This is a genomic window from Variovorax paradoxus, from assembly GCF_030811855.1.
In the GTDB taxonomy this organism is placed as follows: Bacteria; Pseudomonadota; Gammaproteobacteria; order Burkholderiales; family Burkholderiaceae_C; genus Variovorax; species Variovorax paradoxus_L.
This window is the reverse complement of sequence record NZ_JAUSRN010000010.1, coordinates 202,844-220,034: the sequence shown is the minus strand read 5'-3', so window position 1 is coordinate 220,034 and position 17,191 is coordinate 202,844. Positions and strand designations below refer to the sequence as shown.

The following is a 17,191-nucleotide window of genomic DNA, read 5'->3' as shown; positions in this document are numbered from 1 at the left end:
TCCGGTGGACTGCACCATCATCAGCGGCCGCTGAAGCGCGCGGGCCGACGTTCGACGAAGGAACGCACGCCTTCGGCTGCGTCTTCGCTGTTCGACAGGCGCTTTTGCGTCTCGATGAACTCCGACACCGCTGCGAGCGGGCCCTGTTCCACGGCCTTGATCACGTTGAGCCGGGTGGCCACCACCGCCAGCGGCGCCTGCGCCGCGATGCGCTGCGCAATGGCCAGTGCCGCGTCGAGCTCCTGCCCGGCCGGCACCACCTTCTGCACGAAGTTGAGGCGATAGGCCTCGGCGCTGTCGAACTCGTCGGCCGTGAGCAGGTGCAGCATCGCGTTGCCCACGCCCGCGCGCTCGGCCATGCGCAGCGTGGCGCCGCCCGTGGCCATGATGCCGCGCTGCACTTCCATCTGCGAGAAGCGGCAGTTGTCGGCCGCCACCACGATGTCGGCGCCCAGCATCAGCTCGATGCCGACCGTGAAGCAGATGCCCTTCACCGCAACCACCATCGGCTTGGTGCGGCGGCGGTAGCCGGGCAGGCCGAAGTCGTGCGGCTCCACGAGACCCGGGGGAATCGCCTTCTCGCCGCGCTTCATGTATTCGGTGACCGCCGGCAGGTCGAGCCCGGCCGTGAAGTGGTCGCCAAAGGCATGCAGCACGCCCACGCGCAGGTCGGGGTCATCGTCGAGCCGGGTGTAGGCCTCGGCCAGCTGCTTGAACATCGGCGGCGTCCAGCCGTTTCGCTTGGCTGGGCGGTTGATGCCGATCAGCAGCACGTGGTCGATCACCTGGGTGTCGATGCAACCCTCGGCGGGCGGGGTGGTGGGCGTGGCGGTCATGGCGGTTGTCTCCTTTATTGTTCTTGCCGGGCGCTCAGTACGTGTAGACGCCGCGTCCGGTCTTGCGGCCCAACTGGCCGGCCGCGACCATTTCCTTCAGCAAGGGGCAGGGACGGTACTTGGAGTCGCCGAACTGCTCGAGGTAGACCTCCATCACGGCCAGGCACACATCGAGGCCGATCATGTCAGCCAGCGCCAACGGACCGATGGGCTGGTTGCAGCCCAGCTTCATGCCGGCGTCGATGTCTTCGGCCGTCGCGATGCCTTCGGCCAGCACGAAGAATGCCTCGTTGATCATCGGCACCAGGATGCGGTTGACCACGAAACCCGGCGCGTTCTTCACCGTGATCGGCGACTTGCCGAGTTTCTCGGCCAGTGCCTTGACCGCATCGTGCGTGGCGTCGCTCGTGAGGTAGCCGCGGATCAGCTCCACCAGCGCCATCATCGGCACCGGGTTGAAAAAGTGCATGCCGATGAAGCGGTCCGGCCGCGAGGTGGCGGCCGCGAGCTGGGTGATCGAGATCGACGACGTGTTCGAGGCAATGATCACCTCTGGCGCCAGCAGCTCGTCGATCTGCTTCAGGATCTTGAGCTTGAGCGCATGGTTCTCGGTGGCGGCCTCGATCACCAGTTGCGCGCTCTTCAGGTCATCGTAGTTCGTCGAGCCCTTGATCAGCGCGAGCGCCGCGGTCTTCTGCTCGGCCGTGAGCTTCTCTTTCTTGATCAGCCGGTCGAGGCTGCCCGAGACGGTGGCCAGGCCCTTGTCGACCGCCGCCTGGGCGATGTCGACCATCACCACGTTGACGCCGGCCACTGCGCAGGCCTGCGCAATGCCATTGCCCATTGTTCCGGCGCCGATGATGCCGACAGTCTGGATCGTCATGAGAAAACTCCTTGAAGAAAAAACAGGGGAAAGGGGGAGCGGGTGGGGAGCTGGCCGCCACCGCGGCAGGAGATCGATTGTGAAGCAGCCCCGCCGCCCCGGCGTTGCCGCGAGTGACACGGGCCGCCCGCGGGTGGCTTACAGTGCTGCGGTTGCTTTTTCTTCTCTCTTTCCGATCCCGACCATGACCACCCTCGGCACCCCTCTTTCCCCCTCCGCCACCCGCGTGATGCTGCTCGGCTCCGGCGAGCTCGGCAAGGAGGTGCTCATCGCCCTGCAGCGCCTGGGCGTCGAGACCATTGCGGTCGACCGCTACGAGAACGCACCCGGCCAGCAGGTGGCCCACCATGCGCGCACCATCACCATGAGCGACCCCGAGCAGCTCAAGGCGCTGATCGAGGCCGAGAAGCCCCTGCTCGTGGTGCCCGAGATCGAAGCCATCGCCACGCCGATGCTGCAGCAGCTCGAAGACGCCGGCGTGGTGCGCGTGATTCCCACCGCCCGCGCCGCCCGCCTCACGATGGACCGCGAAGGCATTCGCCGCCTGGCGGCCGAAACGCTGGGCGTGCCCACCAGCCCTTACAAGTTCTGCGACTCGCTGGCCGAGCTGCAGGCCGCCATCGACGGCGCGGACGGGAAAGGTATTGGGTACCCCTGCATCGTCAAGCCAGTGATGAGCAGCTCCGGCAAGGGCCAGAGCAAGATCGACGGCCCGGCCGACGTGCAGAAGGCCTGGGACTACGCCATGGCCGGCGGCCGCGTGAGCCACGGCCGCGTGATCGTCGAGGGCTTCATCGACTTCGACTACGAGATCACGCTCCTGACCGTGCGTGCCAAGGACGCGGCCGGCGCGGTGCAAACGCAGTTCTGCGAACCCATCGGCCACGTGCAGGTAAGCGGCGACTATGTCGAGAGCTGGCAGCCTCATGCCATGGCACCGGCCGCGCAGCAGAAGGCGCAGCAGATCGCAGAAGCCGTCACGGCCGACCTGGGCGGCCAAGGCCTCTTCGGTGTCGAGCTCTTCGTGAAGGGCGACGAGGTGTGGTTCAGCGAAGTGAGCCCGCGTCCGCACGATACCGGCATGGTAACCATGGCCACGCAATGGCAGAACGAGTTCGAGCTGCATGCGCGCGCCATCCTCGGCTTGCCGGTGGACACTTCGCTCAAGAGCCCAGGCGCCAGCGCGGTGATCTACGGCGGCGTCGATGCCACCGGGATTGCGTTCGACGGCGTGGCCGAGGCGCTGCAGGTGCCCGGCAGCGACATCCGCCTGTTCGGCAAGCCCGAGAGCTTTGCCAAGCGCCGCATGGGCGTGGCGCTGGTGCATGCGGCCGACACGGGCACCGCCCGCAGGCTCGCCAAGGAATCCGCGTCGCGCGTGAAGCCGCGCAAGGCCTGAAGCGCCATCGCCCGGAACAGCTATCGGGGGACAGCCAGTTTTCGCAAGCAGAGACTGGCGCCTGCGGGCATCGTGCGGATGAGATCGGGAGAACCTCTGCCCGACCCACCGGAGACACCATGCTGCACCCCCAGGCGCGCGCCCTGCTCGACTTCATCGAGGCGCGCGGCATCCCGCCGACCCATACGCTTTCGCCGGTCGAGGCGCGTGCGTTCTATCGCGACCGGCGCGCCACCACGCAACCCGAAGCCCCGCAGGTTGCCCAAGTCCGCGAACTGAAAGCCGGAGGGCCGCACGGCACCATCCCGGTGCGCCTGTATCGCCCGCTGGGTTCCACGGCCGATGCGGCGCTGCCGGTGCTGGTGTACTTTCATGGCGGTGGCTGGGTCATCGGCGATCTCGACACGCATGACGTGCTGTGCCGCTCGCTCGCCAACGGCGCGGGCTGCGCGGTCGCCTCGATCGACTACCGCATGGGGCCCGAGCATCGCTTTCCGGCCGCCGTGGACGACGTGCTGGCGGCCACGCGCTGGGTGCAGCGCGTGGCCGCTTCGCTTGGCCTGGATGCCGGCCGGCTCGCGGTGGGCGGCGACAGCGCCGGCGGCAATCTCGCGGCAGTGGCGGCCATCGCCGCGCGCGATGCGGGCGACCTGCCCATCGCCTTCCAGCTGCTGATCTATCCCGCCACGGACCAGCGCCGCGGCCACGCCTCGCACCAGGCCAACGGACAAGGCTACCTGCTGACCCGCGACACGATGGCGTACTTTCACGACCACTACATCGACGACCTTCGGCACGACCTCGACTGGCGCGCGTCTCCGCTGCTGCACGGCGACTTGTCGGGCCTGCCGCCCGCGCTGGTGCTCACCGCCGGCTACGACCCGCTGCGCGACGAAGGCATAGCCTACGCCGAGGCGCTGACCGCCGCCGGCAATCGCGCCGCGTACGTCTGCTTCGAGCGCCAGATCCATGGCTTCATCACCATGGGCAAGGTGCTCGACGAGGCTGACACGGCCATCGCGCTGTGCTGCGCTGAACTCCGCCGCGCACTCGCGCCGGCCTAGGGAAAGTCCCCGCGCAAATGGACGCCGTGCAGCAGGCCCCCGCCGCTACGATCCAGCCAACGCAACGCCGGCCCCTGGCCGGCGGCGGCCGGATGCAGGAGACGGACACCATGCAGCGAACGAAGACGGCGCCGCCCGAAAGCGGCTTCGCAGAGCGCGGGGAGCGCCTGATGTGGCTCACGCATCAGCGGGTGTTCTACGCAGGGCTGCTCGGCGCTGCGGCCGAACGCACGGTGGGCGGGCACGGCGTGTACGTGTCGCCGGCCGGTGCGCCGCCCAACCGCCTCTGCATTGGCGGAGGCGCGTGGCAGACGGGCGAGCTGCTGGTGGTGCCGCCGCACGTGCCACATCGGGTGGAAAGCGCGCATCCGCTCATCTTCAATTTGCTGATCGAATCCGAGTCCGTCGATCCCGCGCGCTTGCCCGGCTTTCTGCAGCACTGCGGGCCGGTCGATGCGCCGGCGTTCGTGCAGCACATGCGCGATGCGCACGCGCAGCTGCTTGCACTCTCGGGCCGCCAGGGCTTCGAAGGCCTGGAGTTCGACCGCATCTTCTTCGGCGAGGCGCTGGCGCCGCGCGCGCTCGATGCACGCATCCGCAAGGTCATCGACGCCATCAACGCCGACCCGGCCGCGCCCGCCTCAGCCGAGGAATGCGCGGCCTCGGTACACCTCTCGTTCTCGCGCTTTCTGCATCTGTTCAAGCAGGAGACCGGCATGGCGTTTCGCGCCTTCCGGGCCTGGAAGCGCGCGCGCAGTCTGTTGCGCTACGTGCGCCAGACCAGCACGCTGACCGATATCGCGCTGGACGCCGGCTACCCCGATTCGACGCACTTCAGCCATTCGATCCGCCAGGTGTATGGGCTCAAGCCGAGCGACATCCTGGCCGGCTCGCGCCGCCTGGCGCTGCACGACGCAGCCGGCGGCCTCAGGCACTAGGCGCAGGGAGACAGAAGCCGCATGCAGACTCTCCAGCTCCTTCTCTCGGGCATTGCGCAGGGCTGCATCTATGGATTGATCGCGCTGGGCTTCGTGCTGATCTACAAGGCCACGGAAACCGTGAGCTTTGCGCAGGGCGATCTGATGATGCTCGGCGCCTTTGGCGCATTTGCAGGCATGTCGCTGTTCGGCCTGCCGTTCTGGCTCGCGGCCATTCTCGCGGTGGTGGCCATGGCGGCTTTCGGGGTCCTGCTGGAGCTGGTGGTGATCCGCCCGATTCTCGGACAGCCGCAGTTCTCGATCGTGATGCTAACCATCGGCATTGCCTACGTGGCGCGCGGCCTCATCACCATGGTGCCGGGCATCGGCACCGACACCCACACGCTGGCCGTTCCCTACAAGGACCAGATGTGGAAGCTCGGCGGACTGGTGGTCAACCTCGAGCAGTTGTCCATCATCATCGCCACGGCCATCCTGTGCGGGCTGCTGTTCGCGATGTTCCGCTACAGCAAGCTCGGCATCGCCATGCAGGCCTCGTCGCAGAACCAGCTTGCGGCGTACTACATGGGCATTCCGGTGAAGCGGCTCAACGGGCTGGTGTGGGGCCTGGCGGCGGCGGTCGCGGCCATTGCCGGCATGCTGCTCGCGCCCATCACCTTCGTGCACGCGAACATGGGCTTCATCGGGCTCAAAGCCTTTCCGGCCGCGGTGGTGGGCGGCTTCGGCAGCCTGCCGGGCGCCATCGTCGGCGGGCTGGTGATCGGCATCGTCGAATCGTTCGCGGGGTTTTATCTGCCCGACGGCTTCAAGGACACGGCGCCCTACATCGTGGTGCTCTTGATGCTGATGATCAAACCCAATGGCCTGTTCGGCGAAAAGCTGCGCAAGAAAGTCTGACCCATGTGCTCCCACGCTCTACGGCGGATCTGATTCATGCGCTTCATCTTCAAGACCAGCTACGACCAGGACATCCGCCTTGCGCGGCACGGCGGCCATGTGTTCTGGTATGGGCTCCTGGTCGCGTTCCTCATCGTCGCGCCATGGGTGATCGACGAATACTGGCTCGCGCAGCTGACCTTCGTGCTGATCTACGGCATCGTCGGCCTGGGGTTGATGCTGCTGGCGGGTTTCACGGGGCAGTTCTCCATCGGCCATGCGGCGTTCCTTGGCGCGGGCGCCTATACGCAGGGCGTCCTCACCAACCTGGGCGTGCCGTTTCCGATCGCGCTGCTCGCGGCCGCGGCGCTCTCGGCGGCGGTGGGCGTGGTGGTGGCCTTGCCGGCCTTGCGCGTGAAGGGCATCTACCTTGGCATCGCGACGCTGTCGTTCGGCTTCATCGTCGAGGAGGTGTTCGCGCGCTGGGATAGCGTCACGGGCGGCAATTCGGGGCTTCACGTGAAGTCGCCCCAGCTCTTCGGCTGGTCGCTGGGGTCGGGCAACGGCTTCTACTTCTTGTGCCTGGTGGTGGCGGTGCTCAGCACGCTGGGCATCCTGAACCTGCTGCGCTCGCCGACGGGCCGCGCCTTCGTGGCGATCCGCGATTCGGAAATCTCGGCGCAGAGCATGGGCATTCACCTTGCGCGCTACAAGACGATGTCGTTCGCGATCTCGGCCGCGCTCGCGGGGCTGGGCGGTGCGTTGTACGCGCACAAGCTCAGTTTCATCTCGCCGGACCAGTTCAACATCCTGCAGTCGATCGACCTGCTGCTGATGGTGGTGATCGGCGGACTCGGTTCGGTGCACGGCGCATTTCTGGGTGCGATCTTCCTGATCGCGATGCCGCAGTTGATCTCGATGGGCAAGGACTGGCTGCCGCCCGTGATCGGCCAGGCGCCGGGCCTGCAGGGGCTGGTGTACGGCCTGGTGCTGATCGCCTTCGTGCTGTTCGAGCCGCTGGGGCTTTACGGGCGCTGGCTCAAGATCCGAACCTGGCTGCAGCTCTTTCCGTTCTACCGCAAGGGGCTGTTCAAGCGGCAGAAGTCGTTCACCAAGTCGGATCGGCTGAGATGAGCAGCGGCGACGTTCTTCTTTCGGCGAAGGACCTGAGCGTTCGCTTCGGCGGCGTGCTCGCGGTCAACAAGGTGAGCTTCGACGTGCGACGCGGCGAGGTGTTCACGCTGATCGGCCCCAACGGCGCGGGCAAGACGACGGTGTTCAACCTCATCAGCCGCATCTACACGCCGACGATGGGCGAGATCACCTGGCACGGAGAAGCGGCCGGTCCACTGGCCCTGACGCACCAGGCACCCCATGCGATTGCCGCGCTCGGCATTGCGCGCACCTTCCAGAACATCGAACTCTTCGAGCACGCCACGGTGCTGCACAACCTGCTGATCGGCCGCCACACGCACCGGCAGACGGGGTTCTGGAGCGAGGTGTTCTTCACGCCCGCCACCCGTCGCGCCGAGATCGTTGCACGCGAGAAGGCGGAGCAGGTGATCGAACTGCTGGATCTGCAGCATCACCGTGATTCGATGGTGGCGGGATTGCCGTATGGCGTTCGAAAGGTGGTGGAGCTCGCGCGCGCGCTGTGCACCGAACCCAAGCTGCTGCTGCTCGACGAACCGTCGTCGGGGCTCAATGTCGAGGAAACGGCCGACATGGCGTTCTGGATTCAGGACATCCAGCAAGAGCTGGGGGTGTCGGTGCTGATGGTCGAGCACGACATGTCGCTGGTGTCGAAGGTGTCCGACCGCGTGCTGGCGATGAACATGGGCGAGGTGCTGGCCACGGGTACGCCGCGCGAAGTGCAGGCGGATGCCCGGGTGATCGAAGCCTATCTGGGGACAGTGGACGACGTGAGCAGTTTGAGGAGGGTGGCGGCATGAATGCCTTGTTCGCTGCTTCGTTGGAGACGCCCGGTATGCGGCACGGCGCGGGCGCCCCCACTATGCCGGCCGCTTCGCGGCTCCCCTGCGGTGCTCACGTTTCGCGGGGGCTCGCAGAACTCGCTTCACTCAAACAGCTGCGAGCCCTGATCCGCGAAACGCTGCGCTCCTCGGCGGCACAGAGGGGGCGCCCACCCCGCACCGCACACCGGGCTTGGGGGTGGAGGAAACACCCTGAGCGTGCCCACGGCGTTGGGCCCCGTGCCCCCGGCGGGCCGTTGAGGCACCGCCGAGCAGCGGAGCGACAGGCGGATCAGGGCTCGCAGCTGTTTGAGCGCAACGCAGTGGAGCGAGTTCTGCGAGACCCCGCCTGTCGTGAGCAGCGCAGGGGAGCCGCGAAGCGGCCGGTGACGTCGGCCCGCCGGGGGCATGGGGCTCAACGCCGCCCCTGCAAAGGAATCCGAGCATGACCGACGTCGTCCTCCAGCTGCTCAACGTCGAAAGCGCCTACGGCCCCATCAAGGCCATCCGCGGCGTGAGCCTGAAAGTCAGGCAGGGCGAGATCGTGACGGTCCTGGGCTCCAACGGCGCGGGCAAGACAACGATCCTCAAGACCATCTCAGGGATCATCGACCCGAGAAAAGGCAGCATCGAATTCCAAGGCAATGACATTACTGCCAAGGACCCGGCCTACATCGTGCAGCAGGGGCTGAGCCACGTACCCGAAGGGCGCGAAGTGTTTCCGTTGCTCTCGGTGAGGGAAAACCTGCTCATGGGCGCCTACACCCGCAAGGACCGCGACGGCGTGGCGCGGGACATGGAGAGCGTCTACACCTACTTTCCCATTTTGCGCGAGCGCGCCACGCAGGACGCCGGCCTGCTCTCGGGCGGTCAGCAGCAGATGCTTGCGATTTCGCGCGCCATCATGGCTGCGCCGCACCTCATCCTGCTCGACGAGCCCAGCCTCGGCCTCAGCCCCAAGCTGACAAAAGAGATTTTCGAGATCGTCGTGCGCATCAACCGCGAACGCGGCACCACTATTTTGCTGGTCGAGCAGAACGCCAACATGGCCCTCAACGCTTCTGACCACGGCTACGTGCTCGAGAACGGCCGCATCGTCATGGAAGACACCTGCGAACGCCTGCGCGAGAAAGAGGACATCAAGGAGTTCTACCTTGGCGTCAAGGACGACGGCGTGCGCGGCGAGCGGCGTTGGAAAAAGAAAAAGACGTGGAGATGACCGCATGACCACCCCCGTCGCCTTGCGCCCTCCCGCCGGCCTGTGGGACCTGGCGCACCTCGAGGCCAAGCCCGGCATCGTCGTGCCCGGCGACACCATCCCGGCCGTGTTCTGGAAGGCCGTGGAACTGCGCGCCGACAAGGTCTGGATGCGGCAGAAGGAGTTCGGCATCTGGCGCAGCTGGACCTGGCGGCAAACCGCCGAGGCCGTGCGCGAAATTGCGGGCGGTCTGCTGGCGCTCGGTTTCGGGCCGGGCGAAACCGCGTCCATTCTTGCCAATACCGTCATCGAGTGGGTGCTGTGCGACATTGCCGTGCTCAGCTGCGGCGGCGTGTCGAACGGTATCTACCCGACCGACGCGGCCTCGCAGGTGCACTACCTTTGCGAAGACTCGCGCACCACCGTGCTCTTCGTGGAGGACGACGAGCAGCTCGACAAGGCGCTCGAAGTGCGCGCCCGACTGCCGCTGCTACGCAAGGTCGTCGTGTTCGACATGGAGGGCCTGCGCGAGCTCGATGATCCCGGCGTCATCAGCCTGGACGCACTGCGCGCGCTCGGCCGAGCGCATCTGCAGGACCATCCGCAGGCGCTGGAGCAACGCATTGCCGCCTGCCGGCCCGAAGACCTTGCCATCCTCGTCTACACCTCGGGCACCACGGGCAAGCCCAAGGGCGCGATGCACAGCCACCGCGGGCTGGTGTACACCATGCGCGGCTACAACTCGCTGCTGGCACAGGGCGAGGGCGACGAGCGCATGTGCTTCCTGCCGCTGTGCCACATCGCCGAGCGCATGGGCGGCGAATACTTCGCGATGTACACCGGCTCGATCCTCAACTTCGTCGAGAACCCCGAGACGGTGCCCGAGAACGTGCGCGAGATTTCGCCCACGGTGTTCACCGCCGTGCCGCGCGTGTGGGAGAAGTTCTATTCCGGCGTGATGATCGCGCTGAAAGAGGCGAGCCGGCTGCAGCAGGCCGCCTACGGCTGGAGCATCGGCGTGGGCCGGCAGATTGCCGAACGCGTGCTCCAGGGCCAGCCGGTGGGTGCGGGGCTGCGGTTCAAGTTTCGCCTGGCGCGCTGGCTGGCGCTGGACAACGTGCGCAAGCTCATCGGAATCCATCGTGCGCGATTTCTCGTGACCGGGGCGGCGCCCATTTCGCCCGAGCTCGTGCGCTGGTACCTTGCGCTGGGCGTGCCCATGCTCGAGGTGTGGGGCATGACCGAATCGTGTGGCGCTTCCACGGGCGTTCCGCCGTCGCGCATCATGCCGGGTTCCATAGGCCCGGCCACCAGCTACAACGAGGTTCGGCTCGACCCGCAGACCGGCGAAATCCTGGTGCGCGGCCCCAATGTCTTCATGGGGTACCTCAACCTGCCCGAGAAAACCGCCGAGACCATCGACGCCGATGGCTGGCTGCACACCGGCGACGTGGGGACGGTCGACGCGGGAGGGTATTTCCGCATCACCGACCGCATGAAGGACATCATCATCACGGCAGGTGGAAAGAACATCACGCCGAGCGAGCTGGAGAACGAGCTCAAGTTCAGCCCCTACATCACCGATGCGGTGGTGATCGGCGACAAGAGGCCCTACCTGACGGTGATCATCATGATCGACCAGGAGAACGTCGAGAAGTTTGCGCAGGACCACGATGTGCCTTTCAGCAACTACGAGAGCCTGACGCGCGCGAAAGAGGTGCTGGACCTGATCCAGGGCGAGATCGACCGCGTCAATGCCAAGTTTGCGCGGGTCGAGCAGATCAAGAAGTTCTTCCTGCTCGAAACGCAGTTGAGTGCAGAGGACGAAGAGCTCACGCCGACGATGAAGCTCAAGCGGAAATTGGTGCAGACCAAGTATGCCGAGCGCATCGAGGCGATGTACCGCTGACCGGCATCGCCGAACCGTTTTTTGTCAACCCGAGGAGACAACGCCATGATGAAGCTCAAGACAGTAACGACCCTGGCCGTGCTGGGGCTGGTTGCAACGTTCGCGTCCGCGCAGCAGCAACAAGGCGTGAGCAAGGACGAGATCCGCATCGGCACCATCCAGGACCTTTCGGGCCCGCTTGCGGGCTTCGGCAAGCAGGCGCGCAACGGCATGCAGCTGCGGGTGGATGAACTCAACGAGCAGGGCAACATCCACGGCCGCAAGCTCAAGCTCTTCGTCGAAGACTCGGGCTACGACCCGAAGAAGGCTGTGCTCGCGGCGCAGAAGCTGGTCAACCAGGAAAAGATCTTCATCATGGCCGGCCACATCGGCACCGCGCAGAACATGGCGGCCATGCCGGTGCAGTTCGAGAAGAACATCGTCAACTTCATGCCGATTACCGCGGCGCGTGAAATGTATGAACCGCTGAACCGGCTCAAGTATTCGTTCGCGGCTACCTACTACGATCAGATCCGCCTGGCTCTTCCCAAGATGATCAAGGAGAAGGGGGCCAAGAGGGTCTGCACCATCTATCAGGACGACGAATTCGGGCTCGAAGTGCAGCGCGGCGCCGAGGCGGGGCTGAAGACGGCCGGACTTGAACTGGTCGAAAAGACATCGTTCAAGCGCGGCGCCACAGACTTCAGCTCGCAGGTCGCAAAGATGAAGGCCGCCAACTGCGACCTCGTGGTGCTCGGCACCATCATCCGCGAGACCATCGGCACCGTGGGCGAGGCGCGCAAGACCGGCTTCAACCCGACCTTCCTGGGCTCGAGCGCCTCCTATACCGACCTGATCCACAAGCTCGGCGGCAAGGCGATGGACGGCATCTACGCCACCATGACAGTGCAGAACCCCTACACCGACGAGCAGTCGCAGCCGCTGCGCTTCTGGGCCAACAAGTACAAGACCAAGTTCAACGAAGACCCGACGGTGTTTTCGGTGTACGGCTACGTCATCATCGATTCGTTCATCAAGGCGGCGCAGAAGGCCGGCCCCAACTTGACGACCGACAGCTTTATCAAGGCGATGGACACCATGACCTTCGAGCCCGACATGTTCGGCAGCGCAAAGAGCACCTACACGGCCACCAAACGCCTAGGCAACGACCAGTCGCGTTTATCCCAGATCAAGGATGGGAAATGGGTCGTCGTCTCTGACTATGTGACACCATAACGGGCACCATGCCCAATTACTGGTTGATGAAATCCGAGCCCAGCGAGGTCTCGATCGACGACGCGCTTGCCGCACCCGGCGCCACGGTGGCGTGGACCGGCGTGCGCAACTACCAGGCACGCAACTTCATGCGCGACGGCATGAAGGTCGGCGACGGCGTGCTCTTCTATCACTCGAGCTGCCCCGAGCCGGGCATCGCGGGCATTGCGCGCGTGGCTTCGGCCATCAAGCCCGACCCGACGCAGTTCGACCCCAAGTCACCGTACTACGACCCGGCCTCGAAGAAGGACGATCCGCGCTGGCTGCTGGTCGACGTGCAGGCCGTTCGCAAGACCCGGCTGCTGGCCTTGCCCGAACTCCGCGCCAAGCCCGAGCTGGCCGACCTCGTCGTGCTGCGCAAGGGCAACCGGCTGTCGATCACGCCGGTCGAGCCCGCGCACTGGCGGATCATCGAGAAGATGCTGGCCTGAACAGGCGCTAGCCCACGCGCTGCAGGATCGGGAACAGCTTGCCGAGTCCGTCGGCCATGACCTCCACCGCGAGCGCTGCGAGGATCAGACCCATGAGCCGCGTCATGATGTTGATGCCGGTCTTGCCGAGCACGCGCGCAATCGGCTGCGCGAGCGAAAAGGCCAGTGCAGTGGCCAGCGCCACCACCACGCCGTAGCCCACCAGCAGCCCAAGTTCCCACAGGTGCTGCGTCTTGTCGGCGTAGATCACCACGGTCGATATGGTGGCCGGCCCTGTAAGCAGCGGGATGGTGAGCGGCACCACCGCGATGGACGCGCCCATGGAGGCCTTGACCTCGGTGGCGCGCAGCTCCTCCACGTTGGTCTTGCTCTCGGCCGGCTTGGCATTGAGCATGGACAGCGAGCTCATGAGCAGCAGCAAGCCGCCGCCCACCTGGAAGCTGGCAATCGAGATGCCGAAGAACGCCAGCAGCTGCAGCCCGATCAACGCGCTGACCGCAATCACCACGAAGGCGCTGAAGGCCGACATGCGCACTGTGTGCCGGCGCTGCGCATCGGAATAGCCCTGCGTGTAGTGGATGAAGAAAGGCACGATGGCCAGCGGGTTGACGATGGCCACCAGCGTGACCAGTGGCTTGATCAGGTCCATCGAGGTACTCACTTACCTCCCTCCGGTCACGTCGAGAAGGGCCATGGTGGTGTAGCTGGCCTCTTCGGACAGCAGCCACAGGATGGCGCCCGCAATTTCTTCCGCGCTGCCGGTGCGCTGCATCGGCACGGTGGGCGCCAGCTCGAAGGCGCGGTCGGGCATGCCGCCGGAGGCGTGGATCTCGGTGTCGATCAGGCCAGGGCGCACCGCGTTGACGCGGATGCCTTCGGCGCCGACCTCCTTGGCCAGGCCGATGGTAAAGGTGTCGATGGCGCCCTTGCTGGCCGCATAGTCGACGTACTGGCCAGGCGAGCCCAGCCGCGCGGCGGCGCTGGAGACATTGACGATGGCCCCGCCCGCGCCGCCGTATCGGGTGCTCATGCGCCGCACCGCTTCGCGCGCGCAGATGAAGCTGCCGATCACGTTGGTGCGGAACATGCGCTCCAGACGCAGGGCGGTCATTTCATCGACGCGGGCCTGCACGTCGACGACCCCAGCGCTGTTGACAAGCGCCGTGAGCCGGCCGAGCCTGGCATCGACCTTCTGGAACATGGCCGTCACCTGCGCCTCGTCGCCCACGTCGGCCTGCACGGCCACCGCCGTGCCGCCGCCGGCGCGGATGGTGCGCACCACCTCGTCCGCGGCAAGCGAGTTGCTTGCGTAGTTGACGGCCACCGCGTAGCCGCGCTTTGCCGCCAGCAAGGCGGTTGCGGCGCCGATGCCTCGGCCGCCGCCCGTGATCAAGAGTACCTGGTCCAAATCCGACCTCCTGCACAAAAACTGCGTGTCAGTTAAAACCGTCGGCTTGGATTACATCATCGAGGGCAAGCGCATGAGCCATACGATCGACTATTACTTTGCGCCACAGAGCCCATGGACCTATCTGGGGCATGCCCGGTTCGCCGCCATCGCGGCCGCGTCAGGCGCCACGGTGCGCGTGCGGCCCGTGGACCTGGGCAGCGTCTATCCGATTTCGGGCGGGCTGCCGCTCGGCAAGCGGGCACCGCAGCGCCAAGCCTACCGGCTGGTCGAACTGGAGCGCTTTTCGCGCCACCTCGATCTGCCGCTGAACCTCAAGCCCAAATTTTTTCCGGTGTCGGGCGACGATGCGGCGCGGCTGATCATCGCGGTCGACCTGCATGACGGCACCGACGTCGCCATGCGCGTGTGCAGCGCGGTATTTGCCGCCGTGTGGGTGCAGGAGCGCAACATCGGCGACCCCAAGGTGCTCGAATCGCTGGTCGCGGAATGCGGCCTGCCGCCCAAGCGCACGGAGCAGTCGCTTAGCCAGGCCGTGCAGGAGCGTTACGAGGCTTACACCCAGGAAGCGATCGACATCCAGGTGTTCGGTGCGCCAAGCTATGTCATCGACGGCGAGATATTCTGGGGCCAGGACCGCCTCGATTTTGTCGAGCGCAAGCTGCAGCAGAAGCACTAGCCCGATTCATACGTTCATTCAGTTCACCTCATTCGCTATCAAGGAGCATGACAACCATGGGTCAATTCATCGATCTCACCGCCAAGGACGGCTTCGTCTTCCCGGCCTACGTGGCCGAGCCCGCCGGCAAGCCGCGGGGCGCCGTGGTGGTGGTGCCGGAAATCTTCGGCGTCAACTCGCACATTCGCTCGGTGGCTGACGGCTATGCGGCGGACGGTTACCTGGCCGTCTCTCCCTCGACCTTTCATCGCGTGAAGCCCGGCGTCGAGCTCGGCTACAGCGACGACGACATGAAAGCCGGCTTCGCGCTGAAGACCGCGGTCGAGGCGCTGCCCGCCCCCGGCGTGCTGCAGGACATCGAGGCCGCGGTGGCCTATGCGGCCAAGGCCGGCAAGGTGGGCATCGTGGGCTACTGCTGGGGCGGTCTGTTGGTCTGGCGCGCCGCGAGCCTGGTTCCAGGCATTGCTGCCGCTGCGCCCTACTACGGCGGCGGCATGACGACGCCGGAAGAAACCGCGCGCCAACCCAAGGTGCCGGTGCTGGCGCATTTCGGCAACCAGGACCACTGGATTCCGCTGGACACCATCGAGGCCTTCAAGAAGGCGCATCCCGAGGTGCAGGTGCACGTCTATGAATCGGGCCACGGCTTCAACTGCGACCAACGCGGCTCCTACAACGCCGAGGCCGCCAAGCTCGCGCGCACCCGCACGCTGGAGTTCTTTGCCAAGCACGTCGGCTGAACGAGCCTGCGCCCAGCGAAGCCCGGCCCGTGCCGGGCTTTTTTATTTCTTCTGGGAGCCGGGCCCTTTGCCGACGCGGGTCTGGAGAAAGTCGAGCAGTGCACGCAGCGCGGCGCTGTTGTGGCGCCGCTGCAAGTAGGCGGCCGAGAGCCACATGTCCTTGCGCGCATAGTCCTGCAGCACCGGCACCAGTTCGCCGTCGTCGATGTGCGACTGCACGAGGATCGAGGGCAGGTAGATCACGCCAAAGCCGCGCATCGCGACCCGGATCAGCGGCGCGCCCTCGGTGCAGTCCATGCGGCTCTTGACCGAGACGTCGAGGGGCTCGCCGCCATCGTCGAAGCGCCAGACCGGCTGGGCGCCCAGCAGCGAATGCGTGAGCGCCTCGTGGGCGGCAAGGTCGCGAGGGTGCTCGGGCTTGCCGTGCTTTTTCCAGTAGACCGGCGATGCGCAGACCACCATCTCCATGAGCATCAGCTTGCGCACGATCAGGTTGGCGTCGGCGACCGGGCCGCTGCGGATGTCGACGTCGATGCCTTCTTCCGCAAGGTCGACCGCGCGATTGGTCAGCTGCAGGCTGATGCTCACATCGGGGTAGTAGCGCATGAAGTCGGCCAAAAGGCCCGGAAATTCACCGTTCCCCATGCCGTGCGGAGCCGAAATGCGCAGGCGGCCGCCGGGCTGTCTGGCGCGCTCCTGCAGCTCGGCCTGCGTGAGCTCCACCATTTCGAGTACCGGCGTGCTGCGTTCGAGCAGCAGTTGCCCCGCGTCGGTCAGGCTCACCGAACGCGTGGAGCGGTTGAGCAGACGCACGCCGAAGCGCGTTTCGAGCTCCGCCACGTATTTGCTGACGGTGGCTTTCGACATGTCCAGCTTCTTGGCCGCATGCGAAAAGCTGCCCTGCGAAGCAACCTCCCGGAAGGTTCTGATCAGATCGAGACTGTCCATGTCAAAGTGCCCATTGTTTCCTTTCCGGGACCGGCATGCCCTGATTTTCCCGGAAGCCCCGCTTTTGCAGTCGCCCCATCGTCTTCGAAAACGGGTGCTTGCCTTTGGGCTGTCATTGTTTCAATAGAGGAAACACGGTGTCTCTGTTCCACGTGTTTTGTAGCGCTGTTTCAGTCGGACACTCGCCTCACAGGTGAGCGAACGAGCGAGCCTGGTGGACGAACCATCCAACGAACACAAGGAACTGAAATGAAGACCTCGCACATCCTCGCTGCCGCCGCCCTGACCCTGTTGGCCGCCACTGGCGCCCAAGCTGAAAGCTACGACGGCGTGAACACCGCCATCTCGACCAAGAGCCGTGACGAAGTGAACGCCGAAGCCGTGCGCACCGCAGCGGCTCCGAACCAGAACGTGACCCGCGGTTCGCGCGGCCCGGAAACGGTCGCCGTGTCGAAGGATCGTTCGCTCGTCGAAGCCGAAGCCGTCCGTACCGCCTACGCTCCCGACCAGAACGTGAGCTCGGGCTCGCGCGTCAACAGCAAGGTCATCTCGACGATGGCTCACCCGATGGACGCACGCGTTCAAGCCCAGCAAGGCTCGGGCGCCGTCGCCAAGTAAGCGCAAAAAAAGCTGCCCTCCGGGGCGCTTTGAAAAG

General features: G+C 65.7%; 18 protein-coding genes. 13 read left to right on the top strand and 5 right to left on the bottom strand.

Going from position 1 to position 17,191, the window contains the following annotated elements:
* Positions 1-20: 20 nt before the first annotated feature.
* Both J2X92_RS19615 and J2X92_RS19610 read right to left on the bottom strand, forming a co-directional pair.
* Positions 21-836 (bottom strand): crotonase/enoyl-CoA hydratase family protein, encoded by an 816-nt coding sequence (locus J2X92_RS19615; RefSeq protein WP_307577871.1) that lies wholly within the window; start codon positions 834-836, stop codon positions 21-23.
* A 34-nt stretch (positions 837-870) separates the two neighbouring features.
* Positions 871-1,719: a 3-hydroxybutyryl-CoA dehydrogenase gene (locus J2X92_RS19610; RefSeq protein WP_307577869.1), complete on the bottom strand. Its 849-nt coding sequence runs from the start codon at positions 1,717-1,719 to the stop codon at positions 871-873.
* Positions 1,720-1,903: 184 nt separating this feature from the next.
* On the opposite strand from J2X92_RS19610, the gene purT reads away from it, so the two are divergent.
* From purT to J2X92_RS19560, 10 genes are all read left to right on the top strand, one after another.
* A complete protein-coding gene (gene purT, locus J2X92_RS19605; protein ID WP_307577867.1) occupies positions 1,904-3,118 on the top strand; it encodes a formate-dependent phosphoribosylglycinamide formyltransferase in 1,215 nt (404 codons plus the stop codon).
* A 119-nt stretch (positions 3,119-3,237) separates the two neighbouring features.
* Positions 3,238-4,182 (top strand): alpha/beta hydrolase, encoded by a 945-nt coding sequence (locus J2X92_RS19600; protein WP_307577865.1) that lies wholly within the window; start codon positions 3,238-3,240, stop codon positions 4,180-4,182.
* A 110-nt stretch (positions 4,183-4,292) separates the two neighbouring features.
* Positions 4,293-5,120 (top strand): helix-turn-helix domain-containing protein, encoded by an 828-nt coding sequence (locus tag J2X92_RS19595; protein WP_307577863.1) that lies wholly within the window; start codon positions 4,293-4,295, stop codon positions 5,118-5,120.
* Positions 5,121-5,141: 21 nt separating this feature from the next.
* A complete protein-coding gene (locus J2X92_RS19590; RefSeq protein ID WP_307577861.1) occupies positions 5,142-6,017 on the top strand; it encodes a branched-chain amino acid ABC transporter permease in 876 nt (291 codons plus the stop codon).
* 36 nt (positions 6,018-6,053) lie between these two features.
* Complete coding sequence (locus J2X92_RS19585) at positions 6,054-7,130, top strand: branched-chain amino acid ABC transporter permease (RefSeq protein WP_307577859.1); 1,077 nt, start codon at positions 6,054-6,056, stop codon at positions 7,128-7,130.
* Positions 7,127-7,948 carry an ABC transporter ATP-binding protein gene (locus tag J2X92_RS19580; RefSeq protein ID WP_307577857.1) on the top strand — a complete coding sequence of 274 codons (822 nt, stop codon included), beginning with the start codon at positions 7,127-7,129 and terminating at the stop codon, positions 7,946-7,948. Before J2X92_RS19585 ends, J2X92_RS19580 begins: the two co-directional genes overlap by 4 nt.
* Positions 7,949-8,414: 466 nt before the next feature.
* On the top strand, positions 8,415-9,188 hold the full coding sequence (locus J2X92_RS19575; RefSeq protein WP_307577855.1) for an ABC transporter ATP-binding protein: 774 nt from the start codon (positions 8,415-8,417) through the stop codon (positions 9,186-9,188).
* Positions 9,189-9,192: 4 nt separating this feature from the next.
* Positions 9,193-11,076 carry an AMP-dependent synthetase/ligase gene (locus J2X92_RS19570; RefSeq protein ID WP_307577853.1) on the top strand — a complete coding sequence of 628 codons (1,884 nt, stop codon included), beginning with the start codon at positions 9,193-9,195 and terminating at the stop codon, positions 11,074-11,076.
* Between the two features lie 48 nt (positions 11,077-11,124).
* Positions 11,125-12,291 (top strand): ABC transporter substrate-binding protein, encoded by a 1,167-nt coding sequence (locus J2X92_RS19565; protein ID WP_307577928.1) that lies wholly within the window; start codon positions 11,125-11,127, stop codon positions 12,289-12,291.
* A gap of 8 nt (positions 12,292-12,299) precedes the next feature.
* Positions 12,300-12,761 (top strand): EVE domain-containing protein, encoded by a 462-nt coding sequence (locus tag J2X92_RS19560; RefSeq protein WP_307577851.1) that lies wholly within the window; start codon positions 12,300-12,302, stop codon positions 12,759-12,761.
* 7 nt (positions 12,762-12,768) lie between these two features.
* Here the strand turns inward: J2X92_RS19560 and J2X92_RS19555 are convergent, their stop codons facing one another.
* Together J2X92_RS19555 and J2X92_RS19550 are read right to left on the bottom strand one after the other, a co-directional pair.
* Positions 12,769-13,422 carry a MarC family protein gene (locus J2X92_RS19555; protein ID WP_015867683.1) on the bottom strand — a complete coding sequence of 218 codons (654 nt, stop codon included), beginning with the start codon at positions 13,420-13,422 and terminating at the stop codon, positions 12,769-12,771.
* Positions 13,423-14,169 (bottom strand): SDR family oxidoreductase, encoded by a 747-nt coding sequence (locus J2X92_RS19550; RefSeq protein WP_307577849.1) that lies wholly within the window; start codon positions 14,167-14,169, stop codon positions 13,423-13,425.
* Between the two features lie 73 nt (positions 14,170-14,242).
* Between J2X92_RS19550 and J2X92_RS19545 the strand changes: the two genes are divergently transcribed.
* A complete protein-coding gene (locus J2X92_RS19545; RefSeq protein ID WP_307577847.1) occupies positions 14,243-14,848 on the top strand; it encodes a 2-hydroxychromene-2-carboxylate isomerase in 606 nt (201 codons plus the stop codon).
* Between the two features lie 56 nt (positions 14,849-14,904).
* Positions 14,905-15,588: a dienelactone hydrolase family protein gene (locus J2X92_RS19540; RefSeq protein ID WP_307577845.1), complete on the top strand. Its 684-nt coding sequence runs from the start codon at positions 14,905-14,907 to the stop codon at positions 15,586-15,588.
* Between the two features lie 42 nt (positions 15,589-15,630).
* Here J2X92_RS19540 and J2X92_RS19535 read toward each other — a convergent pair whose 3' ends face one another.
* Positions 15,631-16,536 (bottom strand): LysR family transcriptional regulator, encoded by a 906-nt coding sequence (locus J2X92_RS19535; protein ID WP_307577843.1) that lies wholly within the window; start codon positions 16,534-16,536, stop codon positions 15,631-15,633.
* 249 nt (positions 16,537-16,785) lie between these two features.
* On the opposite strand from J2X92_RS19535, the gene J2X92_RS19530 reads away from it, so the two are divergent.
* The gene (locus J2X92_RS19530; RefSeq protein WP_307577841.1) at positions 16,786-17,154 is read left to right on the top strand and encodes a DUF4148 domain-containing protein; all 369 of its coding nucleotides are present in this window, start codon (positions 16,786-16,788) and stop codon (positions 17,152-17,154) included.
* Positions 17,155-17,191 lie beyond the last annotated feature (37 nt).